The organism is Streptomyces sp. NPDC051987 (assembly GCF_040680735.1).
In the GTDB taxonomy this organism is placed as follows: Bacteria; Actinomycetota; Actinomycetes; order Streptomycetales; family Streptomycetaceae; genus Streptomyces.
The window spans coordinates 38,706-61,489 of the sequence record NZ_JBFAXI010000048.1; the positions used below are offsets into that span (position 1 = coordinate 38,706).

Genomic DNA, 22,784 nt, shown 5'->3' on the forward strand with positions numbered 1-22,784 from the left:
GCCGAAGGCTGGGGGAGGAACTGCGCGACCGGCCGCCACGCACCCGCGCCCCGAGCACGACCGCTCTCCCCGCCCCCTACCGCCTCAACGACCGGCCGAACCCCGCAGCCAACGGCATCCGCAGCCCGATCGGCGGCGGCGCGGCAAGCGCGTCCTCGACCGGCCGCGACACCACCCGCCCGTACAACGCCCCCATCACGAAGTCCGAAGCCAGCGCCAGCACTTCGTCCCGGTGCTGATGCAGCCCGTGCCCGTCCGAGTGCACCTCGAACCGGCACACCTCCCGGTTCGCCTTCTTCGCCCGCGCCGCCAGCCGGAACGACAGCTCCGGATCGGTCCGTTCGTCGTTCGTGCCGTGCACGATCAGCACCCGCCGCCCCACCAACTGCCGGACCGGTTCCTCGGGCGCCGCCACATCCTCCTCCGGCAGCCAAGGGGCGATGGACACGACGGAGTTGACCGCCTCGTGGCCGGCCGCGCGCAGCGCGGCCCGGCCGCCCATCCCCACGCCGAGCAGGCACACGGGCACGTCGCCGTACCGCCGTACCACCTCGTCCGCCGCCCAGGTGGCGTCCCCCGCGAGATGCGCCTCGCTGCCGTTCCAGCCGCGATAGCGGTAGTGGACCACGTGTGCGGCCAGCCCCTCGTCCCGGCCGTCCCGGGCGAGCCGCCGGCCGAGCGCGCGGACGAAGCCCGTCGCCCATACGGGGGACGGCCTGCGCGCGGAGACCTCCTCCCCGCCGGGAAGGAGCAGGACCACCCCGCTCACCGTCGTCGGCTCCTGGCCGACTGCCCTGCTCAGGCTGGCCGTTCGGACCGGCGTCGCTTGCTGTGCCATGACAGAACAGTGTCAGAAGACGCGGTGTACGCGACCCGTCCGTGCGGTCACCGTTGCGTATCGACGGAGACGGAAATCCTTGAGCACCGAGCGATCTACGCGCGTAGGAGTTACAGTGCGGAAATGACGAGCCAGAGCACCGCGAACACCCCGACGCCGGACCAGATCCGCCGGGCGCCGAAGGTTCTGCTGCACGACCACCTCGACGGCGGCCTGCGTCCGGGCACCGTCGCCGATCTCGCCCGGGAGACCGGGTACCCGGGCCTCCCCGAGAGCGACCCGGACAAGCTCGGCATCTGGTTCCGCGAGGCCGCCGACTCCGGCTCGCTGGAGCGGTACCTGGAGACGTTCTCGCACACCGTCGGTGTCATGCAGACCCGGGACGCCCTGGTCCGGGTCGCCCGCGAGTGCGCCGAGGACCTCGCCGAGGACGGCGTCGTCTACGCCGAGGTGCGGTACGCCCCCGAGCAGCACCTGGAGCGGGGGCTGACCCTCGAAGAGGTCGTCGAGGCCGTCAACGAGGGCTTCCGTCAGGGCGAGGCCCTGGCGCGGGAGAACGGCCGGCGGATCCGGGTCGGCGCCCTGCTCACCGCCATGCGGCACGCGGCCCGCTCCCTGGAGATCGCCGAACTCGCCAACCGCTACCGGGACCTGGGCGTCGTCGGCTTCGACATCGCCGGCGCCGAGGCCGGCTACCCGCCCACCCGGCACCTCGACGCCTTCGAGTACCTCAAGCGCGAGAACAACCACTTCACCATCCACGCCGGCGAGGCCTTCGGGCTGCCGTCCATCTGGCAGGCGCTGCAGTGGTGCGGCGCCGACCGGCTCGGGCACGGGGTGCGGATCATCGACGACATCCAGGTCCACGAGGACGGCACGGTCAAGCTCGGCCGTCTCGCGTCGTACGTCCGCGACAAGCGGATCCCGTTGGAGCTGTGCCCCAGTTCCAACCTCCAGACCGGGGCCGCCGACTCCTACGCCGGGCACCCCATCGGGCTGCTGCGCCGACTGCACTTCCGGGCCACCGTGAACACCGACAACCGGCTGATGTCCGGGACCAGCATGAGCCGGGAATTCGAGCATCTCGTCGACGCGTTCGGTTACACGCTCGACGACCTGCAGTGGTTCTCCGTCAATGCGATGAAATCAGCGTTCATTCCTTTCGATGAACGACTCGCGATGATCAATGACGTCGTGAAGCCGGGTTATGCGGAGCTGAAATCCGAATGGTTGTTCCAGCAGACCGCCTCCACCAGCGGTTCTCTCGACGCGGCGGACTGATAGGGCGAACGGACGGGGATCGGAATGCGGACGGGTCTTCACCGGCCGTCCGCATTTCGGTGTTTGCGGCGGGCTGTCCGGCATGTTTACGGTCGTGGACCGCTCAGCGTGTTATCGATCCCCGTCACCGCATTCCAAGGACGCGTTTACGATGAAGCAGTCTGCTGCCAAGACCCTCGGCGTCGCCGCCCTCGGCGCCGCCTTCGCCGCCGTCGGCGCGGGCGCGGCCAACGCGGCTCCGGCCGCCCCGGCCGCCTCGCAGGCCCTGGACACCGTCACCAGGACGCTGCCGGCCGAGCAGGTCTCCAAGGCTCTGCCGGGGGCCGGTGAGGCCGTCCAGCAGGGGCAGACCGCCGTCGGTGCCGGGCTGACCGCCGCCCAGCCCGCCGTCCAGCAGGTCCTCGCCGGCGGCCCGGCCAAGCCCGTCGCCGGTCTCCTCGGCGGACTGCCGCTGCATGGCCTGCCCACGCACGGCCTGCCGGTCAACGGGATTCCGCTCGGCTGACCTCTCCCCGGCCGACCGGCGACGCCGTCGGGGCACCCCGCGACCTGCGGGGTGCCCCGACGGCGTTGTCACACCGTCAGGTCACCAGGCCGCGGAAGCCTTCTCCTCGGCGGGGAGGAGGATCCAGAGCGCTATGTAGAGCAGGAACTGCGGGCCCGGCAGCAGGCACGACAGCAGGAAGACCATCCGCATCGTCGTGGCGGAGGTGCCGAAGCGCCGGGCCAGCGCGGCGCACACTCCGCCGATCATGCGGCCATGGGTGGGGCGGGCGAGGCTGGACATCTGCGGCTCCTTCGTGAGCGTCCGGTGCGAGGCGGCCCTTCCGGCCCCTCGTCCACACCCCCACGTTACGAAGACGAACCGGGTCGAAGCGTCGCTCTACGGGGCGATCCCGACCCTGGGAATCGTCGGGGTACGACCCTGAGCCGCTTCCTCCTGGGGGACGGCGGCGGGCCGCTGCCGCTCACCGCGTCGGCGGAGCCGGGCGCGGGCCGCCGGAACCACGGCCAGATGCGCGATCACCACACCCGCCGTGTTGAGCAGGACCGAGTCGACGTCCACCACCCGTCCGGGCACGCCGGTCTGCAGCAGGGCTATGCCCAGTGAGACCAGGGCACCCGCGGTGGCCGAACTGACCAGGGAGGCGAGCGGGGAGACCCGGAGCTTCCCGTGGGTCATCGGCAGCAGCACACCGAGCGGCGCGAGCAGCGCCAGCCCCTCGCCGATCCGGTGGGCCGCCTCGCGCCAGCCCAGCGCCAGGTCGGCGCGGATACCGGCGAAGGGGTGCAGGTTGGCGGGCATCACCCAGGGCACGTCCAGCGGCCGCAGCATCAGCCAGGCGACGAGCGCGAGATGCGCGGCGAGGAGGACACCCCCTGCCACACGGACGCGAATCCCGGCGTTCCCGCCGATGAAGCCTTGACGCTGCACGCCCCCCAAGACGCACCCGCGCACGCGATCGGTTCCGGACCCCACGGTGCGGCCTCGAACACACGGCACACAGGCCGCGGCGCCGTCAGTGCCCCGTCAGAGGTGCGGCGCTGTTCCGACACGCGACGCGGCCAGTGCCCGTCAGGGGTGCTGGGGGTACCCCGGCCGAAGGCTGGGGGAGGAACTGTGCGACCAGCCCCCACCGGCCCGCACCCGCCGTGCGACCTGCCCCGGCACCCCATGAGGCGCCCGCGCACCCCTCACCCGGCAGCCACGTCGCTGGACGGCGGTCGGTTCCCGTTCGGCGCGTTCCGTACCGCGTCCGTGCACTCGTACCGGCGCAACGGCTCCGTCCCCGGGCCGCCCAGGATCACCGATCCGTCCCCCTCCGCGGCGGCCGAGTCGGACAGCGTGCACACGATCTGGGCGAGCGCGTACGACGTCAGCTGCGGCGGCGACGTGCTCAGTCGCAGCGTGTCGTCGGGATCCCCGGCCCGCGGCCCCCAGACGCTCATCCCGCCCCGCACGTACGTCGTGTAGCCCGCCTCCTTCTCGGCGGCCGACGGCGTCTCGGCGAGCTGGTCCAGCAGTCCCTGGGCGACGGTCACCCGCCGTCTGGCGTCCGCCGAGCCGTCCGGGACCCGCACCTCCCGGTCCACGGTCACCAGCGAGGACCCGCACAGCAGGAACACCTGCACCGGCACCCCGCGCGCGTCCTGCGTCGGCAGATCGGGCTGCGTCATCGAGCACGGCACCCGCGAGGGCGCCCCGCCGAAGTCGGTCGGCACCTCGGTGGCCCGGATCCCGCACCCGGAGAGCGCCAGCGCCAGCCCGGCGACGGCCAGCAGCGGTGCGCCCCGCCGTCGTACCGCCAGTCCTCGTACCCGCATCAGGCGCCCTTCTCCCCGGCATCGTTGGCATCTCCGGTGTCCGCGGCTTTCCCGGCCTCGCCGGCGTCCTTGCCCTCCGCCGCCAGCAGCGAGGCGTCCCGGGGCAGCCGGAGGGTGAACACCGCGCCGCCCTCGGGGGAGTTCGCGGCGGTGATCGAGCCGCCGTGGATGTGGGCGTTCTCCGTCGCGATGGACAGGCCCAGGCCGCTGCCCTCGGAACGCGGCCGGGAGGCGCTGGCCTTGTAGAACCGGTCGAAGACGTGCGGGAGGACATCCTCCGGGATGCCCGGACCGTGGTCCCGTACGGCGATGACCAGAACCTCTCCGTCTATCCGCACCGACACCCGCACCGGCGAACCCCCGTGCTTGAGCGCGTTGCCGATCAGGTTGGCGAGGATGACGTCGAGGCGGCGCGGGTCGAGGCGGGCGTGGATGCCGCGCTCGGCGTCCAGCTCCACCGCGTCCAGCCAGGCACGGGCGTCGATGCAGGCGGTGATCTGGTCGGCGATGTCGACGTCGTCCAGCACGAGACGGGCCGTACCGGCGTCGAAGCGGGTGACCTCCATCAGGTTCTCGACGAGGTCGTTGAGGCGCCGCGTCTCGCTGACGACCAGCCGGACGGCGGGTTCGATCATCGGATCGATCGACCCCGACTCCGCCTCCAGCTCCTCCTCCAGGATCTCCGTCACGGCGGTGATCGCGGTGAGCGGGGTGCGCAGCTCATGGCTCATGTCCGCGACGAACCGGCGCGACGCGTCGTCCCGCGCGGCCATGTCGTCGACCCGTTTCTCCAGCGCTTCGGCCGCGTCGTTGAACGTCCGGGAGAGGTCGGCGAGTTCGTCGGTCCCGGACACCCTCAGCCGGGTGTCCAGCTTGCCCTCGCCGAGCCGCCGCGCGGCCACCCCGAGCCGGTGCACGGGCTTGAGCACGGTCGTGGCGGCGGCCTGTGCCAGCAGCGCGGAACCGATGAGCGCGAGGCCCGTGGCGATCCCCAGCGACCACGCCAGCGAGTTGAGGTCCTTCGCCTCCGGCTCCAGCGACTTCATCATGTAGCCGGTCGGCCCGCCGCCGATCAGCCGCGTCCCGGCGACCAGGTACGGCGTGCCGTGGTCGACGACCCGCTGCCAGTACAGGTGGTACGCCGACCTGTTGGAGTCGGTCACCTTCTGCTGCTTGCCGACGGCCTTGCGCAGCGAGACCGGCACGTCGTCCAGCGCGAACGCGCTGAGCCCGTCCGAACTGCCGTACACCGTCCGGCGGTCGGCGTCCTCGCCGACCAGCAGCACGCTGAACCGCTGGCTGCTGACCGCCATCTGCCCGGCCGTGCGCTGCAGTTCGTCCTGCGTGGGATGAACGGGCAGCGCACCGGCCCGGTTCTGCATCTCCTGCTGGAAGTCGCGCAGCACCGCGTCCTGGGTACGGGTGAGCACGGCCTCGCGGTTGAGCCAGTACGCGATGCCGGACGCGGACACGGCGGCGGTCAGCGCGACGAGCCCGAAGACGACGACGAGCCGCAGCCGCAGGCTGGTGAAGCGCAGCCGGGACACGGCCCCCTTGCGATCCGCGGCCCAGCCGCGGAACCCCCCCTGAACGTCCGTCACTGAGGGGCGTCCAGGCGGTAGCCGACACCACGCACGGTACGGATCAGGGTCGGGGACGAGGGCACGTCCTCCACCTTGGCGCGCAGCCGCTGCACACACGCGTCCACCAGCCGGGAGTCACCGAGGTAGTCGTGCTCCCAGACCAGCCGCAGCAACTGCTGCCGGGACAGCGCCTGCCCCGGCCGCCGGCTCAGTTCGAGCAGCAGCCGCAGCTCGGTCGGCGTCAGCTGGAGATCCTCGCCGTTCTTCGTCACGGTCATCGCGCTGCGGTCGATGACGACGTTGCCGAAGGTCGCCGAGTCGCTGGACTCCCGCTCGCCGCGCCGCAGCACGGCCCGGATCCGGGCGTCGAGCACCCGCCCCTGGACCGGCTTGACGACGTAGTCGTCGGCACCGGACTCCAACCCGACCACCACGTCGATGTCGTCGCTGCGCGCGGTCAGCAGGATGATCGGCAACTGGTCCGTGCGCCGGATCCGCCGGCACACCTCGAAACCGTCGATGCCGGGCAGCATGACATCGAGGACGATCAGATCGGGCCGCTGCTCACGCAACAGCTTCAGACCGTCCTCACCGGTCGCAGCGGTGGCCACCCGGTGTCCCTGGCGCGTCAGTGAGAGCTCCAGGGCCGTACGGATGGCGTCGTCGTCCTCGATCAGCAACAGGGAAGGCACGGGCTCATTCTGGCCCATGCGGGGCCCGTCGGACGACCTGTGCGGCACGCAGCTCCCGGCGAAGCCCGTTAGCGCCACCACCTGTGCACGTTCTGTGGACGCTCTGTGCCTGACCCCTGTGACAGGTCTGTGACAGTCGGCGGATACGGCCGTGAAGGTGGCCCGGCAGTCTTTTCGGCACGGGCAAGGCGAGCCGAACGCGGCGGCCGGCCCGAGCAGACCGAACTACCGGAAGTCCACGACGGGGGGCGCGAGATGAACACGCTGATCAGCCACAGCACCAGCGCAGTGATCACGCGCCTGCACGACGTGAACCGGGGTTCCGAGAAGTCCGGTGCCGTGAGCGGGCGGGGGTGCGCTCGCGGCACCGGGCGTCAGCACACCGTGTACATGACGGTGGTTGACGGTTGCACGGGGGAGTCCGCGGCGGCCGCCGTCGCGGGCCCGGTCGGGGGATCCGCCTACAGGGAGGACACGGGGGAGCGTCGCTCGCTGACCGAGGCGGAGTTCACCGCCTACGTCCAGGAGCGCCGCGCCTCCCTGTACGCGACCGCCTATCACCTGACCGGTGACCGCTTCGAGGCCGAGGACCTGCTGCAGAGCGCGCTGTTCTCGACGTACCGGGCATGGGAGCGGATCAGCGACAAGGCGGCGGTCGGCGGGTATCTGCGCCGCACCATGACCAACCTGCACATCAGCGCCTGGCGGCGCCGCAAGCTCAACGAGTACCCGACCGAGGAACTGCCGGAGACGCCCGGCGACACGGACGCGATGAGCGGCACGGAGCTGCGCGCGGTCCTGTGGCAGGCGCTCGCCCGGCTCCCCGAACTCCAGCGCACCATGCTGGTCCTGCGCTACTACGAGGGCCGCACGGACCCGGAGATCGCGGAGATCCTCGACATCAGTGTCGGCACGGTGAAGTCCAGCATCTGGCGGTCGCTCCGCCGGCTGCGCGAGGACGAGGTCCTCAGCTTCGGCCGTGACGAGGAGAACGCCTTCGGGGAGCTCGTCGCCTGAAGGTAAGGGGATCCGGGGGGATCCTGACGGGGGAAAGCGGGGGAGACGGGGCCCGGGGGAGGGTCCGGGAGGACCCACGGGGGAAACACGGGGGAAGCCGGGTCCGGGGGGACCCGGGGAGAACGGGTCCGGGGGGACCCGGGGGGAAGCACGGGGGAGCTCCGCCACGGGGGACACGGGGGTGTTCGGCGGAGCAACGGGGGAGAGCGGGACTGGAGGGCCGGGGGGTCCATCCAGTCCCGCTTCTTCGTCCGCCGACGCGCCGGCGCGGTCAGGCGGCCGGTGTGCGGTCCCTGGTCCGGCGGCCCACCGCTGCCGCCGCCATGCGGCCCAGCGCCTCGTCCCGGTCGCACGGGTGGGCGCCCAGTGACACCTGGCGGGCCACGATCGTGCGCTCCGCCCGCATCAGCCGCCAGCCTCGCCGCAGCAGGAACGGCACCGATTTCCGCCCCTCCCTCAGATCGCGCAGGAACCGGCGCCGGAACGTCTTCACCGGGCCCCGGCTCAGGCACAGCGCGTCGGCCAGCAGCCCCAGTTCACGGCAGCGGTCCACGATCTCGGCGGCGAAGATGCCCTCGGCGATGAAGAGCGGGGTGCGGCCGATGTCGAGCGTCTCGGCGCCGGTGCGGGCGCTCAGGGCTATGTCGTACACCGGTACGGGCGCCGACCCCGTGGCGCACAGCCGGCCGATCGCCTCGACGGCGGCCGCCGCGTCCCAGGACTCCGGGTGGTCCCAGTCGATGTCCGAACTCCCGGCCACCAGCGGCAGAGTCGGGTCGTCGCCCTCCTTGTAGAAGTCGTCGAGGCGCAGGACGGGGAGCCCGGAACGGGCGGCGACGAGTGACTTGCCCGAGCCCGAGGGGCCGCACAGCAGCACGACGCGGGCGGGGGACGGGAGATGAATGCTCACGGAACACCAGTTTGACGCATGGGGAGCCTCCTGCCGACCCCGCGGGTCGGCTTTGGAGCGTGAGTCACACCTCAACTACCCTGTGTGCCGACCCGATCACCCTGCGCACCAGAAGGTGGCACCAGCGATGTCCCGACACGCGTCCTCCCCGACCCCGACCGCCCGGCGCGCCCTGGCCGCCCTCGCCACGGCAGGTGTGGCGCTCGGCGCGGGCGCCGCGACGGCCGCCGCGGACGCCCGGCCCGCGGTCGACGGGGTGCGGACCCGGCCCGCCTCGCTCGGCCACATCGACCCGCAGGCGGGCATGCGGGCACTGGGCGGCGTCCTGCCGTACGTCACCGGCCCGGTGGCCGGCCTCAAGCCCAACCCGCTCGCGGGCACCGGAGTCGACCCGCTGGACAACGGGATCGGCACGCAGCTGGCCGACTTCAAGCCGCTGAGCTCGCAGACGCTGACCGGGCCGCTGGCCCAGGCGCCGTCGATCGGGGCGATTCCGGTGCTGGGGCAGCTTCTGGGAGGCGCGGGCAGGTGAACACGCCCCGAAGGGGCGCGGGGAACTGCGCGACCAGCCACGGACGGCCCGCAGTTCCCCACTCGCGGCGGCGAATCAGTACGACGAACCCGACGCTCCCAGCGACCCTGTCGGGTGCCACACCGTCTTCGTCTCCAGGAACGCCGTGAGGCGGTCGGTGCCGGGAGTCCCGGTGAAATCCACAGCCTGTGGACGCAGCACCCGCTTGAGGTTGTCGGCCGCCGCGATCTCCAGCTCCTTCGCCAGCACCTCGTCCGCGCCCGCGAGGTCGATCGCGTTGACGTCCTGGTGGGATGCCAGGGTCGGCGCGATCTCCTTCGTACGGCCGGAGAGGACGTTGACGACTCCGCCGGGGACGTCGGAGGTGGCCAGCACCTCGGCGAGGGAGAGGGCGGGGAGCGGCGCCTGCTCGCTCGCCACCACGACGGCCGTGTTGCCGGTCGCGATCACCGGGGCGATGACCGACACCAGGCCCAGGAACGAGGACTCCTGCGGGGCCAGGACGGCGACGACGCCCGTCGGCTCCGGGGAGGAGAGGTTGAAGAAGGGGCCCGCGACCGGGTTGCCGCCGCCGACCACCTGGGCGATCTTGTCGGTCCAGCCCGCGTACCAGACCCAGCGGTCGATCGTCGCGTCCACGACCACGGCGGCCTTGGACTTGCCGAGCCCCTCCGCGTCGGCGACCTCGCGCACGAACTGGTCGCGGCGGCCCTCCAGCATCTCCGCGACGCGGTAGAGGACCTGGCCCCGGTTGTACGCGGTGGCCCCGGCCCAGCCGCCGAACGCCTTGCGCGCGGCGACGACCGCGTCCCGGGCGTCCTTACGGCTGGCGAGCGGCGCATTGGCCAGCCAGTTCCCCTTCGAGTCGCTCACCTCGTACACCCGGCCGCTCTCGGAACGCGGGAACTTCCCGCCGACGTACAGCTTGTAGGTCTTGAAGACGCTCAGACGGTCGTTGCGGTCAGACATCGAGGTACGCCTCCAGGCCGTGACGACCGCCCTCGCGGCCGAAGCCCGACTCCTTGTACCCGCCGAACGGCGAGGTCGGGTCGAACTTGTTGAACGTGTTGGACCAGACGACGCCCGCGCGCAGCTTGTTCGCGACCGCCAGGATCCGCGACCCCTTCTCCGTCCAGATGCCGGCGGAGAGGCCGTACTGGGTGTTGTTGGCCTTCGCCACCGCCTCGTCCGGGGTGCGGAAGGTCAGGACCGACAGCACCGGGCCGAAGATCTCGTCGCGGGCGATGGTGTGCGCCTGGGTGACGTTCGTGAACAGCGTCGGGGCGAACCAGTAGCCGGCGGAGGGGAGTTCACAGGCCGGGGACCAGCGCTCGGCGCCCTCCGCCTCGCCCTGGTCGGCGAGGGCGGTGATACGGGCCAGCTGCTCGGCGGAGTTGATCGCGCCGATGTCGGTGTTCTTGTCCAGCGGGTCGCCGAGGCGGAGCGTGGACAGGCGGCGCCTGAGGGAGTCGAGCAGCTCGTCGTGGATCGACTCCTGGACGAGGAGGCGGGAGCCCGCGCAGCAGACCTGGCCCTGGTTGAAGAAGATGCCGGTGACGATGCCCTCGACGGCCTGGTCGATCGGAGCGTCGTCGAAGACGATGTTGGCGCCCTTGCCGCCCAGCTCCAGCGTGAGCTTCTTGCGGGTGCCCGCGACCGTGCGCGCGATCTCCTTGCCGACGGCGGTGGAGCCGGTGAAGGCGACCTTGTCGACGTCGGGGTGGGCGACCAGCGCGGCGCCGGCGTCGCCGTAGCCGGGGAGGATGTTGACGACGCCCTTGGGCAGGCCCGCCTGGCGGCAGATGTCCGCGAAGAAGAGGGCGGACAGGGGGGTCGTCTCGGCGGGCTTGAGGACCACCGTGTTGCCGGTGGCGAGCGCCGGGGCGATCTTCCAGGCCAGCATCAGCAGCGGGAAGTTCCAGGGGATGACCTGGCCGGCCACGCCGAGCGGCTGCGGGTTCGCGCCGTAGCCCGCGTGGCCGAGCTTGTCGGCCCAGCCCGCGTAGTAGAAGAAGTGCGCGGCGACCAGGGGGAGGTCGGCGTCGCGGGTCTCCTTGATCGGCTTGCCGTTGTCGAGGGTCTCCAGGACGGCGAGCTCGCGCGAGCGCTCCTGGATGATCCGGGCGATGCGGAACAGGTACTTCGCCCGCTCGGAACCCGGCAGCGCGGACCACTTCTCGAACGCCTTGCGGGCGGCCCGCACGGCCCGGTCCACGTCCTCGGCGCCGGCGCGGGCGACCTCGGACAGCACCTCCTCGGTGCTGGGGCTGACGGTCTTGAAGACCTTGCCGTCGGCGGCGTCCGTGAACTCGCCGTCGATGAAGAGGCCGTAGGAGGGGGCGATGTCGACGACGGAGCGGGACTCGGGCGCCGGTGCGTACTCGAAAGTCATGATCGATCAGTCCACCGTCACGTAGTCGGGGCCGGAGTAGCGGCCGGTGGCCAGCTTCTGACGCTGCATCAGCAGGTCGTTCAGGAGCGAGGAGGCGCCGAAGCGGAACCAGTGGTTGTCCAGCCAGTCCTCGCCCACGGTCTCGTTGACCAGGACGAGGAACTTGATCGCGTCCTTGCTGGTCCGGATCCCGCCGGCGGGCTTGACCCCGACCTGGACGCCGGTCTGCGCCCGGAAGTCGCGCACGGCCTCCAGCATGAGCAGGGTGTTCGCCGGGGTCGCGTTCACCGCCACCTTGCCGGTCGACGTCTTGATGAAGTCGGCGCCCGCGAGCATGCCCAGCCAGGACGCCCGGCGGATGTTGTCGTACGTCGACAGCTCGCCGGTCTCGAAGATGACCTTGAGCCGGGCCGAGGTGCCGCAGGCCTCGCGGACGGCGGTGATCTCGTCGTACACCTTCAGGTAGTGCCCCGCGAGGAACGCGCCGCGGTCGATGACCATGTCGATCTCGTCGGCGCCGGCGCTCACGGCGTCGCGTACGTCGGCGAGCTTGACGTCGAGCGCGGCGCGGCCGGCCGGGAAGGCGGTGGCGACGGAGGCGACCTTGACGGACGAGCCGGCGACGGCCGCCTTGGCGGTGGCCACCATGTCGGGGTAGACGCAGACGGCGGCCGTGGCGGGGGTCGTCCGGTCCGTCGGGTCCGGGTGGACCGCCTTGGCGCCGAGCGCCCGGACCTTGCCCGGGGTGTCCGCGCCTTCCAGGGTCGTCAGGTCGACCATCGAGATGGCGAGGTCGATGGCGTACGCCTTCGCGGTGGTCTTGATGGAACGGGTGCCGAGGGAGGCGGCACGCGCCTCCAGGCCGACCGCGTCGACGCCGGGCAGCCCGTGGAGGAAGCGGCGCAGGGTGCTGTCGGACGCGGTGACGTCAGCAAGTGCGTGGGGTGCGGTGGTGGGCATGGTCACCAGCCGAGCATATCTACGCGCGTAGCGGCTGTACACCCCGAGGGAACGGTTCTTCTTGGGGCGGGACGGCGTCGGGCCCTGAGCGGCGCGGGGAGCCGAGCCGGCGAGTACGGGCGCACCGGCGCTCGCACACGGCGATGACGCCCCCACGGCGCTCGGGCGCACGGCTGAGGCAGAATCGGCGCATGACCACGCCCCTCGTCAAGGACCGCATCTACCGCTCGCCCCAGGCGCTGATCAGCGGCGTACTGCTCCTCGCCATCGTCGGCTGGCTCGGCATCGACGCGCTGGTCCGGGGGCACGGCCGCACCCCCTGGCTGGCCCTCGCCGCGCTCATCCTCCTCGTGCCGCTGGTCGTGGCCTTCACCCTGCGCCCCGCGGTGTTCGCGGGCGAGGACCGGCTGCGCGTACGGAACCCGTTCCGGGTGATCACACTGCCGTGGGGCGAGATCGCCTCGCTGCGCTCGGGTTACTCGAACGAGGTGATCGTGAAATCCGGGGCGAAGTACCAGCTGTGGGCGGTCCCGGTGTCCCTGCGGAGCCGGAAGAAGGCGGCGCGTCGGCAGGCGAGGTCGGAGTCGGACGCACGGCGCGGACGGACGGGGCCGGGGGCGGGAGCCGCCGGGCGTGCGCTGGGCGGGTTCGGTGGGTTCGGTGGGTTCGGCAGCTCCGGGGCGCTGGGGGAACCGGAGTACGCCTCCGGGCCCGCACGTGCGGAGACCGACAAGGTGATGGACGAACTGCGGGAGATGCTGGAGAGCAGGGGGGCGGTGGAGTCGGCGCAGGGGGAGGTCACGGTGCGGTGGGCGTACGAGGTGGCTGCGCCGGCGGTGGCCGGGGCGGTGCTGCTGGGGATCTTGTTGGCGGTGGGGTAGGGGGGCGGCGGCCGGGGGCGCCGTAGGGGTGCGGTGGTCGGCCCGGGTGCGGGTTGTTCGGGGGTTGCGGTGGGTTGCGGTGCTCTGGCCGGGTGCGGCCCGGTGGGGGCGTTCGCGCCGTTCCCCGCGGCGGCCGCCCGTCAGCGTCGGTCAGTGGCCCGCGGGTGCCCTGTGCCTGCGAAGGTGATCCATCCGCCCTTGAGACGGTGGTGCCGAGGTGTCTCCGTGGCCGCTCGCTGGGCGGCCGCCTGGCGGCCGGGGCAGGTCGCGGAGCGGTTGGCGGGGTCGGCGATCGCTGTGCCCGCGGCGGGGTTCGCGGAGGTGCGCGAACGCTTTTGCGCGTACGCGTTCGAAGCGGTGGGCTCGGGACGCGTCTGGACATGCGACGGCAGGAGACGATGCGCTCGCGGCGACGCACCAGACGTGGGTACGGGATCCGGCGAGGCGAGCGGCCGGTTCCTCTTCGACGTCTTCCGTGAGCCGCACGAGGGCGTCACCTGCGCCCCCGGGGGGAGCGGTCCTCGGACTATGTGAACGGACGCTTCGGGGGACGGGGTGCGGGGGCGCTTGCGCGGGCGGGGGCTGTGGTCACGGTGCGCTCGGCCATACCAGGAGCATGTACGCCCCGCAGTACGCCGAGCCCGCGACCGCCGCCGTCAGGGCGAGGACGCGGACGCGTGCCGAGGCGCGGGCGAGGTGACCGGCCACCGGCAGCAGCAGCGGGAAGGCGGGGAGGAGGAAGCGGGCGCGCGGGAAGTAGACGCCGCCGCTGGCCACCACGATCAGCAGCAGGACCGCGCTGAAGACGAGCAGCGGGAGCGGTTGCCGGTCGGCCGCGGCCAGCCCGAACAGTACGGCGCAGGCCAGCATCGTCAGGCTCACCACGACCAGGAACAGCTCGGGCCGCGAGACCTGACCGAACAGGTGCCGTAGCCAGCGCAGCGTCTCCGCACCGCCGTCCAGTTCGTTGTGCCACATCCGCTGAACGGCGAAGTAGCCGTCCCAGCGGTGGAGTCTGACCCCCACCCAGCCGACGTACGCGCACCAGCCCAGGGGGGCCAGCAGGGCCGCCGCCAGGGCGCGGGGGGAGAACCGGGTGCGGAGGGAGAGCAGGGCGGTGACGGTGACGGCGGCGGCCACCGCGATGCCGGTGGGCCGGGTCAGGCCGGCCAGGACCGAGCCCGCCGCCGCGTACAGCCAGCGCTCGGTCAGCACCGCGTACAGCGTCCACGCGGCGAACGCCGTGAAGAGGGACTCGGTGTAGCCCATCCACTGGACGAGTCCGACCGGGTACGCCGCCCAGAGGACCGTGAGCAGGATGCCGACCCGGCGGCCGGCCAGGCGGTCGCCCACCGCGAACACGCCCCAGGCCGCGAAGAGCGAGGCCAGCCACGCGAGGCCCAGGCCGGTGCTGGCCCGGGTGCCGGGGGTCAGCACCGCGACGGCCTTCACCAGGAACGGGTACAGCGGGAAGAACGCCAGGTTGTTGTGGTCGTAGGCGGTGCCGAGGGTGTCGGTGTAGCCGTGGTCCGCGATGCCGAGGTACCAGCGGGAGTCCCACTGCGTCGCCAGTATCGGCCACACGCCGTGGTGGCGCCGGTGCGCCCAGACGGCGAGGAACACCAGGCCCGTGAGGCGTACCGCGAGGTACGCGGTGAGTGCGGGGGCCGCCCGGCGCAGGGCGTGCCGGGGGGCCGCCGCCGTGGGGAGGTGGGGTCGTCGGGTGCCCGGGATGTGTCCGCGGGGGGCGGTGTCGGAGGCGGTGGGGGACACGGCGGCGGCTCCAGTACGACGGCTGCGGCGGGCGGTACCGGAACACCGTTCCCCGGGAGCCGGGGCGGGGTACGGCGGGTGGGTCGGTCGCCGTCGCGAAATCACCCGTAGGGGTGCCCCTGGCCGAGAGGCACCCCTGCGGGTGTCAGATGCCGGCCGCCGCGGAGAGGTCGCGCTTGATCGCCGCCAGGGTCCGGGCGGCCTGGGCGCGGGCGGCGGGGAGGGCGGCGTGGTCGGACACCGGGACAACGACCTCCAGGTAGCACTTCAGCTTGGGCTCGGTACCGCTGGGGCGGACGATGACCCGGGCGCCGGTGAGGGTGTAGCGGAGACCGTCGGTGGGCGGGAGCGTGTCCGTGCCCTGGGTGAGGTCCTCGGCCCTGGTGACCGGGAGGCCCGCGAGGTCCGCCGGGGGGTGCTCGCGGAGCCGGCGCATGGCCTGGGCGATGACGGAGAGATCCTGGACGCGGACCGAGAGCTGGTCGGTGGCGTGCAGCCCGTGCTCCACGGCGAGGTCGTCCAGGAGGTCGAGGAGGGTGCGGCCCTCCTCTTTGAGGACCGAGGCCAGTTCGGTGATCAGGAGGGCCGCGGTGATGCCGTCCTTGTCGCGGACGCCGTCGGGGTCGACGCAGTAGCCGAGGGCCTCCTCGTAGCCGTAGCGCAGGCCGTCGACGCGGGCGATCCACTTGAAGCCGGTGAGGGTCTCCTCGTAGGGGAGGTGCGCCTTCTCGGCGATGCGGCCGAGGAGGGAGGAGGAGACGATCGACTCGGCGAAGACGCCGGTGGCGCCGCGGCGGACCAGGTGCGCGGCGAGCAGGGAGCCGACCTCGTCGCCGCGGAGCATGCGCCACTCGCCGTCCTGCTGGACGGCGGCGGCGCAGCGGTCGGCGTCCGGGTCGTTGGCGATGACCAGGTCGGGGTCGGTCTCGCGGGCCTTCGCGAAGGCGAGGTCCATCGCGCCGGGCTCTTCCGGGTTGGGGAAGGCGACGGTCGGGAAGTCCGGGTCCGGGTCGGCCTGTTCGGCGACGAGGACGGGGGCGGGGAAGCCGGCGCGGGCGAAAGCGGCGAGGAGGGTGTCCTTGCCGACGCCGTGCATGGCCGTGTAGACGGTCTGGGCCGTGCGGGGGGAGCCGGGGGCCAGGACGGCGTCCGTGCGGGCCAGGTAGGCGTCCAGGACGCTGTCGTCGAGGGTCTGCCAGCCGGTTTCGGGGCGGGGGACGTCGTTCAGGCTCGTGATGGCGTCGATCTCGGCCGCGATCTCCGCGTCGGCGGGCGGGACGATCTGGGAGCCGTCGCCGAGGTAGACCTTGTAGCCGTTGTCGCGGGGCGGGTTGTGGCTGGCGGTGACCTCCACGCCGGCGACCGCGCCGAGGTGCCGTATGGCGAACGCGAGGACGGGGGTGGGGAGGGGGCGGGGGAGCACGACGGCCTTGAGGCCGGCGCCGGTCATGACGGCCGCGGTGTCGTGGGCGAAGTCGGCGGACTTGTGGCGGGCGTCGTAGCCGATGACGACGGTGCCGGCGCCGTGGCCGTGGGTCTTCAGGTACGCGGCGAGGCCGGCGGCGGCGCGGATGACGACGGAGCGGTTCATGCGCATGGGGCCGGCGCCGAGTTCGCCGCGCAGGCCGGCGGTGCCGAACTGGAGCGTGCCGCTGAAGCGGGCCGACAGTTCGGTGAGGTCACCGGAGTCGATGAGCTTGGCCAGCTCGTCGCGGGTCTCCGGGTCGGGGTCCTCGGTCTGCCAGGCTCGGGCCCGGGCGATGAGATCGTCGTGCACGGTCGTCGTCCAACCTCTCGTGGTGTGCCTGCGGCGCATCCGCGGCTTCGGTGGGGGTGCGCGTAGCGCCTACGGGTGGTGGTGGGTCGGTGCCGGGGCGGGAAGTCCCCGTCCTCGGACCGGCGCTGCTGTCTCTCATGCCGTCCTGCCCACCCGACGCCGGCCACTGCGGGCGGGAACTCCCCACCCCGTCCCCTTCCCGCCGCGCGCGACTCCAGCGCCGCTGCCGCGACCTGGTCCAGCGCCGCGGCCGGCTACAGCGGTGCCGTCATCTTCCGCGCCGCGGGCGACTTCAGTGTCGCTGCCGCGACCTGGTCCAGCGCCGCGGCCGGCTTCAGCGGTGCTGTCGTCTTCCGCGCCGCGGCGACTTCAGTGTCGCGCGTGACTGCAGCTTCGCGGTCGACTGCAGGTGGCTGGCCACTTCCGGTGTCGTGGGCGACTGCGGTGTTGCGGGGGGCTTCGCCTGTCTGCCGGCAGTGGTGCGGCGCCCCGTGAGGGGCGCGGGGAACTGCGCGACCAGCCCGTACGGGCCTGCGGACGCAGCCGGACCGCACGGGGCGGACGGCGCTGTCAGAGCCGGCCCAGCACCTGGGCCAGCAGCTCGCCCATGCGGGCCGCCGAGTCGCGGCCGGCCTGGAGGACCTCCTCGTGGTTGAGGGGCTCGCCCGTCATCCCCGCGGCGAGGTTCGTCACCAGGGAGATGCCCAGCACCTCGGCCCCCGCCTCGCGCGCGGCGATCGCTTCGAGGACCGTCGACATGCCCACCAGGTCCGCGCCGATCACGCGGGCCATGCGGATCTCGGCCGGCGTCTCGTAGTGCGGGCCGGGGAACTGCGCGTAGACGCCCTCTTCGAGGCTGGGGTCGATCTCCTTGCACAGCGCGCGCAGGCGCGGGGAGTAAAGGTCGGTGAGGTCGACGAAGTTGGCGCCGATGATGGGCGACGTGGCCGTCAGGTTGATGTGGTCGCTGATCAGGACCGGCTGGCCGGGCCGCATGCCCTCGCGCAGGCCGCCGCAGCCGTTGGTGAGGACGATCGTCTTGCAGCCGGCGGCCACCGCGGTGCGCACACCGTGGGCGACGGCGGCGACGCCCCGGCCCTCGTAGTAGTGCGTGCGGCCCAGGAAGACCAGCGCGCGCTTGTCGCCCAAGGCGTACGAGCGGATCTTGCCGCCGTGTCCCGCCACGGCCGGCGGCGGGAAGCCGGGCAGCTCGGTGACCTGGAACTCGGCGTCGGGAGCGCCCAGGGCGTCGACGGCCGGCGCCCAGCCGGAGCCCATCACGAGGGCGACGTCGTGGGTGTCGGCGCCCGTGAGTTCGCGCAGGCGAGCGGCGGCCGCGTCGGCGGCGGCGTGGGGGTCGCCCTGGATGTCGTCCGGAAGGAGAGATGCGTTCACGCGGACGAGAGTAGCCGGTCCTGGCCTACGCGCGTAGATGACGGAGGTCATGGGATGGCGATCGTTGTCTTGTCGTTTCCGACGAGGGGGGTGACGCAGGCGGCCTTTGTGGCTGCTGTGAGGGGTCTGTGCCGGTTCCGGTCACTCGACAATGAAGATCAGCAGACGGCCGCGGCTCACCCTGTATTCCACGCGAGGAGGGCGATGCCCTTGTCGAACGCGATGCGCTGGCGGTCTTCCAGCCGGTCGTGGGCGCGTCGGTGCTCCCCGTGCAGGGACGGGGCTCAGCAGGGCCGTTTGCGCAGCTCCATCACGTAGTCGTGCGGGGCGCCCGCGGATTCCGCCGCGTCGGCGATCTCGCCCAGGTAGCGGGCCGAGGGGAGGCCGCCCTCGTAGCCGTCGAGGACGTACAGCCAGGCCGACTCCTCACCCTCCAGGGTGTGCACGCGCACCCGGGCGCGGCGGTAGATGCCCAGGCCCACGCCCTCCCAGCGGTCCATGGCCTCCTCGTCCATCGGGGCGATGTCGTACAGGCCGACGAAGACCTGGGAGAGGGGATCCTCGACGATCGTCGCCAGGGCGCCCTCCCAGCCCATCTGCTCGCCGCCGAAGGTCAGCCGCCATCCGTTCAGCCAGCCGGTGGCGCGCAGGGGGGAGTGGGGAGCGCGGCGGGACATCAGCCGTGCGTCGAGATTGCCGGCGTACGCGGCGTAGAGCGACGACATGGGGAGAGGGTACGGCAGCCGTCCCGGATGCCACTCCTGTCCCAGGCGGCGCCGGGTGGCGGCCCCGGGCAGTAGCACCTCGGGGCGTGCGGGACAATGGAGTACGTGACTCGGATCGTGATCATCGGTGGCGGACCCGGCGGCTATGAGGCGGCGCTGGTGGCCGCGCAGCTCGGCGCGGAGGTGACCGTCGTCGACTGCGACGGTCTGGGCGGGGCGTCGGTGCTGACCGACTGCGTGCCGTCGAAGACTCTCATTGCTACGGCCGAGGTGATGACCACCTTTGATTCTTCGTACGAAGAGCTGGGGATCATCGTGGCCGACGACACCCCGCCCCTGGAGCAGGCGGCGCGGGTGGTCGGGGTCGACCTGGGGAAGGTCAACCGGCGGGTGAAGCGGCTCGCGCTCGCGCAGTCGCACGACATCACGGCCTCCGTGACGCGTGCGGGTGCCCGCGTCATGCGGGGGCGGGGGCGGCTGGAGGGCATGCAGGCCCTGGACGGGTCGCGGAAGGTCGTCGTCACGGCCGCCGACGGGAGCGAGGAGACGCTCGTCGCCGACGCGGTGCTGATCGCGACGGGCGGGCATCCGCGGGAGGTGCCCGACGCGCAGCCCGACGGCGAGCGCATCCTGAACTGGACCCAGGTCTACGACCTCACCGAGCTGCCCGAAGAGCTGATCGTGGTCGGGTCGGGTGTCACCGGTGCCGAGTTCGCCGGTGCCTACCAGGCGCTGGGGTCGCGGGTCACGCTGGTCTCGTCCCGGGACCGCGTGCTGCCGGGTGAGGACCCGGACGCGGCCGCCGTCCTGGAGGACGTGTTCCGGCGGCGCGGCATGAACGTCATGGCCCGCTCGCGGGCGGCCGCGGCCAAGCGGGTCGGGGACCGGGTCGAGGTGACGCTGGCGGACGGCCGGGTGATCAGCGGGTCGCACTGTCTGATGGCCGTCGGTGCCATTCCGAACAGCGCGGGGCTGGGCCTGGAGGAGGCCGGCGTCAAGCTGCGCGACTCCGGGCACATCTGGACCGACAAGGTCTCGCGGACGACGGCTCCGGGGGTGTACGCCGCCGGTGACGTGACGGGCGTCTTCGCGCTCGCGTCGGTGGCCGCCATGCAGGGGCGGATCGCGATGTACCACTTCCTGGGCGACGCGGTGGCCCCGCTGAACCTGAAGACCGTGTCGTCGAACGTCTTCACCGACCCGGAGATCGCGACGGTGGGGTACACGCAGGCCGACGTGGACGCCGGCAAGATCGACGCCCGGGTGGTGAAGCTGCCGCTGCTGCGCAACCCGCGCGCGAAGATGCAGGGCATCCGGGACGGCTTCGTGAAGATGTTCTGCCGGCCGGGGACGGGGATCGTGGTGGGCGGCGTGGTCGTCTCCCCGCGCGCCTCGGAACTGATCCATCCGATCTCGATCGCCGTCGACAACAATCTGACGGTCGAACAGATCGCGAACGCCTTCACCGTGTACCCGTCCCTCTCCGGGTCGATCGCGGAGGTCGCACGCCAGCTGCACACCCGGAAGACCGGCGCCGAGCTCTGACCTCGCGGTGTGCGGGGAGTCAACTCGTTGATCGGTGCGGTGCGGTTCGGCGGCGCCGACCGAACACGTCGAAGGCCGGCGGGGAACTCTGACGGCCGGAATCGACTCCCCGCTGGTCACGGCGAGTTGTCGGTCATGCGTGCGGCATAGTCGGGTGGAGGAGGGCGTATACCACTCCTGACCCTGGTGTGCGAACAACTTCTGCTATTCGGCGCAAACTGCTGAAAGCAGACGGTCGTTGGGGTTACTGTCAGTTTCGTGTTCGCTGCAGAACGTCGCCAATTGATCCTCGAAATGGTGCGAGCGAACGGGGCCGTGTCGCTCCGTGAGCTCGCCCGCGTCGTCCAGACCTCAGAAGTGACCGTACGGCGGGACGTGCGCGCACTGGAGGCAGAAGGACTCCTCGACCGCCGGCACGGCGGTGCGGTACTGCCGGGCGGCTTCACGCGGGAGTCCGGCTTTCCGCAGAAATCCCATCTCGCGACCGCCGAGAAGACGGCCATCGCCGATCTCGCCGCGGGCCTCGTCGAAGAAGGCGAGGCCATCGTGGTCGGGGCGGGTACCACCACCCAGGAACTCGCGCGCCGCCTGGCGAGAGTGCCCGGCCTGACCGTCGTCACCAACTCACTGCTGGTGGCGCAGGCGTTGGCGCACGCCAACCGGGTCGAGGTCGTGATGACCGGTGGGACCCTGCGGGGCTCCAACTACGCGCTCGTCGGCTCCGGTGCGGAGCAGTCCCTCCAGGGGCTGCGCGTGTCGAAGGCCTTCCTGTCCGGGAGCGGCCTGACGGCCGAGCGGGGGCTGTCCACGTCCAACATGCTGGCGGCGTCCGTCGACAGGGCGCTGGTGCAGGCCGCCGCGGAGGTCGTGATCCTCGCCGACCACACCAAGCTCGGTACGGACACCATGTTCCAGACCGTGCCGACCGATCTCATCACCCGGCTGGTCACGGACGAGCCGCCGGGTCACGACGACCGCGCGGTCACCGAGCTGCAGGCCCTGGCGGACCAGGGGGTGCAGATCGCCGTCGCCGGGGCGTCCGGGAACCCGGGGGGTGACCAGGTCCCGGCGCGACAGCAGCATCAGCAGCGTCGGGACGTCGCCCTGCCGGGCCCGCGGCGGAGCCAGGGGCCGGGAGCGGGGTTGCGCTCGGCGTCGATGCTCCAGGGGGAGCCGACGGGGACCGAGCGAGGGCGCGTCGCTGACATGCGGCGCCGGTGACGGGCCCAGTGCCTGGGCGCCGCGGTAATTCCGCAGGCGCGCGGGTGCGGGTCAGCCGTGGCCGGTCGCGCCGTCCTCCCCCACCCTGCGGCCGGGGGTGCCCCCAGCGCCGCTGGGTTTGTCAGGTGTGAGTCTCCGCCGAGCCAGGGCCGGCAATCCGCCCGGCCGCCTCCCGGTCCACCGGTGACCTCTCCGCTGCCAGGGCGATGGCAGCGGCCCGGCAGGGAGCGGGGCGCTCCGCACCTCCCCAGAACGCCGAGCGCCCGGCGAAGCGTCGGGTGACGTTCGCCGGGCGGTGTGGTGCGGGGTGCGGTCAGTCCTTGATCTCGCAGATCACGGCGCCGGAGGTGAGGGACGCGCCGACCTCGGCGGCGAGGCCCTTGATGGTGCCGGTCTTGTGCGCGTTCAGGGGCTGTTCCATCTTCATCGCTTCGAGTACGACGATCAGGTCGCCCTCCTTGACCTCCTGGCCCTCCTCGACCGCGACCTTGACGATCGTGCCCTGCATCGGCGAGGCGAGGGTGTCCCCGGAGGCGACCGGGCCGGACTTCTTGGCGGCGCGGCGCTTCGGCTTGGCCCCGGCGGCGAGGCCGGTGCGGGCCAGGGTCATGCCCAGGGAGGCGGGCAGGGAGACCTCCAGGCGCTTGCCGCCGACCTCGACGACGACGGTCTCGCGGCCGGTGTCCTCGTCGGCCTCCGCGTCGGCGGGGGCGGCGAAGGGCTTGATCTCGTTGACGAACTCGGTCTCGATCCAGCGGGTGTGGACCGTGAAGGGGTCCTCGGAGCCGGTCAGCTCGGGGGCGAACGCGGGGTCGCGGACGACGACGCGGTGGAACGGGATCGCCGTGGCCATGCCTTCGACCTGGAACTCGTCCAGGGCGCGGGCGGCCCGCTGCAGGGCCTCGGCGCGGGTGCGGCCGGTGACGATCAGCTTGGC

General features: G+C 72.3%; 22 protein-coding genes and 1 pseudogene. 8 read left to right on the forward strand and 15 right to left on the reverse strand.

What is annotated here, in order from left to right; genetic code table 11:
* Window positions 1-76 precede the first annotated feature (76 nt).
* Entirely contained in the window at window positions 77-838 is a 762-nt protein-coding gene (locus AB0M11_RS24730) for an alpha/beta hydrolase (RefSeq protein ID WP_365708975.1), read from the reverse strand.
* Between the two features lie 123 nt (window positions 839-961).
* On the opposite strand from AB0M11_RS24730, the gene AB0M11_RS24735 reads away from it, so the two are divergent.
* Both AB0M11_RS24735 and AB0M11_RS24740 read left to right on the forward strand, forming a co-directional pair.
* Window positions 962-2,119, forward strand: a complete 1,158-nt coding sequence (locus AB0M11_RS24735) for an adenosine deaminase (protein ID WP_365708977.1) — start codon at window positions 962-964, stop codon at window positions 2,117-2,119.
* A gap of 151 nt (window positions 2,120-2,270) precedes the next feature.
* Window positions 2,271-2,624 carry an ATP-binding protein gene (locus tag AB0M11_RS24740; RefSeq protein ID WP_365708979.1) on the forward strand — a complete coding sequence of 118 codons (354 nt, stop codon included), beginning with the start codon at window positions 2,271-2,273 and terminating at the stop codon, window positions 2,622-2,624.
* An 81-nt stretch (window positions 2,625-2,705) separates the two neighbouring features.
* Here AB0M11_RS24740 and AB0M11_RS24745 read toward each other — a convergent pair whose 3' ends face one another.
* From AB0M11_RS24745 to afsQ1, 5 genes are all read right to left on the reverse strand, one after another.
* A complete protein-coding gene (locus AB0M11_RS24745; protein WP_365708981.1) occupies window positions 2,706-2,906 on the reverse strand; it encodes a PspC domain-containing protein in 201 nt (66 codons plus the stop codon).
* Window positions 2,907-3,002: 96 nt separating this feature from the next.
* Window positions 3,003-3,554, reverse strand: coding sequence for a VanZ family protein (locus tag AB0M11_RS24750; RefSeq protein WP_365708983.1), 552 nt, complete (start codon window positions 3,552-3,554; stop codon window positions 3,003-3,005).
* A 260-nt stretch (window positions 3,555-3,814) separates the two neighbouring features.
* On the reverse strand, window positions 3,815-4,444 hold the full coding sequence (locus AB0M11_RS24755) for a hypothetical protein (RefSeq protein ID WP_365708985.1): 630 nt from the start codon (window positions 4,442-4,444) through the stop codon (window positions 3,815-3,817).
* Window positions 4,444-6,045, reverse strand: a complete 1,602-nt coding sequence (locus AB0M11_RS24760; protein ID WP_365708987.1) for a HAMP domain-containing sensor histidine kinase — start codon at window positions 6,043-6,045, stop codon at window positions 4,444-4,446. Before AB0M11_RS24760 ends, AB0M11_RS24755 begins: the two co-directional genes overlap by 1 nt.
* Window positions 6,042-6,719, reverse strand: a complete 678-nt coding sequence (afsQ1, locus tag AB0M11_RS24765; RefSeq protein WP_181923142.1) for a two-component system response regulator AfsQ1 — start codon at window positions 6,717-6,719, stop codon at window positions 6,042-6,044. The genes AB0M11_RS24760 and afsQ1 overlap by 4 nt, the downstream gene beginning before the upstream one ends.
* 255 nt (window positions 6,720-6,974) lie before the next feature.
* Here afsQ1 and AB0M11_RS24770 point away from each other — a divergent pair, with 255 nt between their 5' ends.
* Complete coding sequence (locus AB0M11_RS24770) at window positions 6,975-7,736, forward strand: SigE family RNA polymerase sigma factor (protein ID WP_365708990.1); 762 nt, start codon at window positions 6,975-6,977, stop codon at window positions 7,734-7,736.
* 271 nt (window positions 7,737-8,007) lie between these two features.
* Here the strand turns inward: AB0M11_RS24770 and AB0M11_RS24775 are convergent, their stop codons facing one another.
* Window positions 8,008-8,646, reverse strand: a complete 639-nt coding sequence (locus AB0M11_RS24775; protein WP_365708992.1) for a uridine kinase — start codon at window positions 8,644-8,646, stop codon at window positions 8,008-8,010.
* Window positions 8,647-8,773: 127 nt separating this feature from the next.
* Between AB0M11_RS24775 and AB0M11_RS24780 the strand changes: the two genes are divergently transcribed.
* Complete coding sequence (locus tag AB0M11_RS24780) at window positions 8,774-9,178, forward strand: hypothetical protein (protein ID WP_365708994.1); 405 nt, start codon at window positions 8,774-8,776, stop codon at window positions 9,176-9,178.
* A 75-nt stretch (window positions 9,179-9,253) separates the two neighbouring features.
* Here the strand turns inward: AB0M11_RS24780 and AB0M11_RS24785 are convergent, their stop codons facing one another.
* The 3 genes from AB0M11_RS24785 to deoC are packed head-to-tail and all read right to left on the reverse strand — an operon-like array spanning window position 9,254 to window position 12,530.
* Window positions 9,254-10,147 (reverse strand): aldehyde dehydrogenase family protein, encoded by an 894-nt coding sequence (locus tag AB0M11_RS24785; RefSeq protein WP_365708996.1) that lies wholly within the window; start codon window positions 10,145-10,147, stop codon window positions 9,254-9,256.
* Window positions 10,140-11,570, reverse strand: a complete 1,431-nt coding sequence (locus AB0M11_RS24790; RefSeq protein ID WP_365708998.1) for an aldehyde dehydrogenase family protein — start codon at window positions 11,568-11,570, stop codon at window positions 10,140-10,142. Before AB0M11_RS24790 ends, AB0M11_RS24785 begins: the two co-directional genes overlap by 8 nt.
* A 6-nt stretch (window positions 11,571-11,576) precedes the next feature.
* The gene (gene deoC, locus AB0M11_RS24795; protein WP_365709021.1) at window positions 11,577-12,530 is read right to left on the reverse strand and encodes a deoxyribose-phosphate aldolase; all 954 of its coding nucleotides are present in this window, start codon (window positions 12,528-12,530) and stop codon (window positions 11,577-11,579) included.
* Between the two features lie 191 nt (window positions 12,531-12,721).
* Here deoC and AB0M11_RS24800 point away from each other — a divergent pair, with 191 nt between their 5' ends.
* Entirely contained in the window at window positions 12,722-13,411 is a 690-nt protein-coding gene (locus tag AB0M11_RS24800) for a PH domain-containing protein (RefSeq protein ID WP_365709000.1), read from the forward strand.
* 183 nt (window positions 13,412-13,594) lie between these two features.
* A pseudogene (locus tag AB0M11_RS24805) lies at window positions 13,595-13,909 on the forward strand (hypothetical protein); the annotation flags it as partial.
* Window positions 13,910-13,999: 90 nt separating this feature from the next.
* Here AB0M11_RS24805 and AB0M11_RS24810 read toward each other — a convergent pair.
* The 4 genes from AB0M11_RS24810 to AB0M11_RS24825 form a co-directional block, all read right to left on the reverse strand.
* Complete coding sequence (locus AB0M11_RS24810; RefSeq protein WP_365709023.1) at window positions 14,000-15,145, reverse strand: hypothetical protein; 1,146 nt, start codon at window positions 15,143-15,145, stop codon at window positions 14,000-14,002.
* Window positions 15,146-15,329: 184 nt separating this feature from the next.
* On the reverse strand, window positions 15,330-16,961 hold the full coding sequence (locus AB0M11_RS24815; RefSeq protein ID WP_365709002.1) for a phospho-sugar mutase: 1,632 nt from the start codon (window positions 16,959-16,961) through the stop codon (window positions 15,330-15,332).
* A 570-nt stretch (window positions 16,962-17,531) separates the two neighbouring features.
* A complete protein-coding gene (locus AB0M11_RS24820; protein ID WP_365709004.1) occupies window positions 17,532-18,356 on the reverse strand; it encodes a purine-nucleoside phosphorylase in 825 nt (274 codons plus the stop codon).
* A gap of 284 nt (window positions 18,357-18,640) precedes the next feature.
* Window positions 18,641-19,081, reverse strand: coding sequence for a gamma-glutamylcyclotransferase (locus AB0M11_RS24825; RefSeq protein WP_365709006.1), 441 nt, complete (start codon window positions 19,079-19,081; stop codon window positions 18,641-18,643).
* 96 nt (window positions 19,082-19,177) lie between these two features.
* Here AB0M11_RS24825 and AB0M11_RS24830 point away from each other — a divergent pair, with 96 nt between their 5' ends.
* Together AB0M11_RS24830 and AB0M11_RS24835 are read left to right on the forward strand one after the other, a co-directional pair.
* Window positions 19,178-20,626 (forward strand): NAD(P)H-quinone dehydrogenase, encoded by a 1,449-nt coding sequence (locus AB0M11_RS24830; protein ID WP_365709008.1) that lies wholly within the window; start codon window positions 19,178-19,180, stop codon window positions 20,624-20,626.
* A 282-nt stretch (window positions 20,627-20,908) separates the two neighbouring features.
* Window positions 20,909-21,847 (forward strand): DeoR/GlpR family DNA-binding transcription regulator, encoded by a 939-nt coding sequence (locus AB0M11_RS24835; RefSeq protein WP_365709025.1) that lies wholly within the window; start codon window positions 20,909-20,911, stop codon window positions 21,845-21,847.
* 313 nt (window positions 21,848-22,160) lie between these two features.
* On the opposite strand, the gene AB0M11_RS24840 is transcribed toward AB0M11_RS24835, so the two are convergent.
* The coding region (locus AB0M11_RS24840; RefSeq protein WP_365709010.1) for a biotin/lipoyl-containing protein at window positions 22,161-22,784 on the reverse strand (624 nt) is incomplete at its 5' end.

What these genes read in the sequence shown, in the direction of transcription:
- AB0M11_RS24730 (WP_365708975.1), bottom strand. Translation starts at nt 838, where the DNA reads ATGGCACAGCAAGCGACGCCGGTCCGAACGGCCAGCCTGAGCAGGGCA.
- AB0M11_RS24735 (WP_365708977.1), top strand. Translation starts at nt 962, where the DNA reads ATGACGAGCCAGAGCACCGCGAACACCCCGACGCCGGACCAGATCCGC.
- AB0M11_RS24740 (WP_365708979.1), top strand. Translation starts at nt 2,271, where the DNA reads ATGAAGCAGTCTGCTGCCAAGACCCTCGGCGTCGCCGCCCTCGGCGCC.
- AB0M11_RS24745 (WP_365708981.1), bottom strand. Translation starts at nt 2,906, where the DNA reads ATGTCCAGCCTCGCCCGCCCCACCCATGGCCGCATGATCGGCGGAGTG.
- AB0M11_RS24755 (WP_365708985.1), bottom strand. Translation starts at nt 4,444, where the DNA reads ATGCGGGTACGAGGACTGGCGGTACGACGGCGGGGCGCACCGCTGCTG.
- AB0M11_RS24770 (WP_365708990.1), top strand. Translation starts at nt 6,975, where the DNA reads ATGAACACGCTGATCAGCCACAGCACCAGCGCAGTGATCACGCGCCTG.
- AB0M11_RS24780 (WP_365708994.1), top strand. Translation starts at nt 8,774, where the DNA reads ATGTCCCGACACGCGTCCTCCCCGACCCCGACCGCCCGGCGCGCCCTG.
- AB0M11_RS24785 (WP_365708996.1), bottom strand. Translation starts at nt 10,147, where the DNA reads ATGTCTGACCGCAACGACCGTCTGAGCGTCTTCAAGACCTACAAGCTG.
- AB0M11_RS24790 (WP_365708998.1), bottom strand. Translation starts at nt 11,570, where the DNA reads ATGACTTTCGAGTACGCACCGGCGCCCGAGTCCCGCTCCGTCGTCGAC.
- deoC (WP_365709021.1), bottom strand. Translation starts at nt 12,530, where the DNA reads ATGCCCACCACCGCACCCCACGCACTTGCTGACGTCACCGCGTCCGAC.
- AB0M11_RS24800 (WP_365709000.1), top strand. Translation starts at nt 12,722, where the DNA reads ATGACCACGCCCCTCGTCAAGGACCGCATCTACCGCTCGCCCCAGGCG.
- AB0M11_RS24825 (WP_365709006.1), bottom strand. Translation starts at nt 19,081, where the DNA reads ATGTCGTCGCTCTACGCCGCGTACGCCGGCAATCTCGACGCACGGCTG.
- AB0M11_RS24830 (WP_365709008.1), top strand. Translation starts at nt 19,178, where the DNA reads ATGGAGTACGTGACTCGGATCGTGATCATCGGTGGCGGACCCGGCGGC.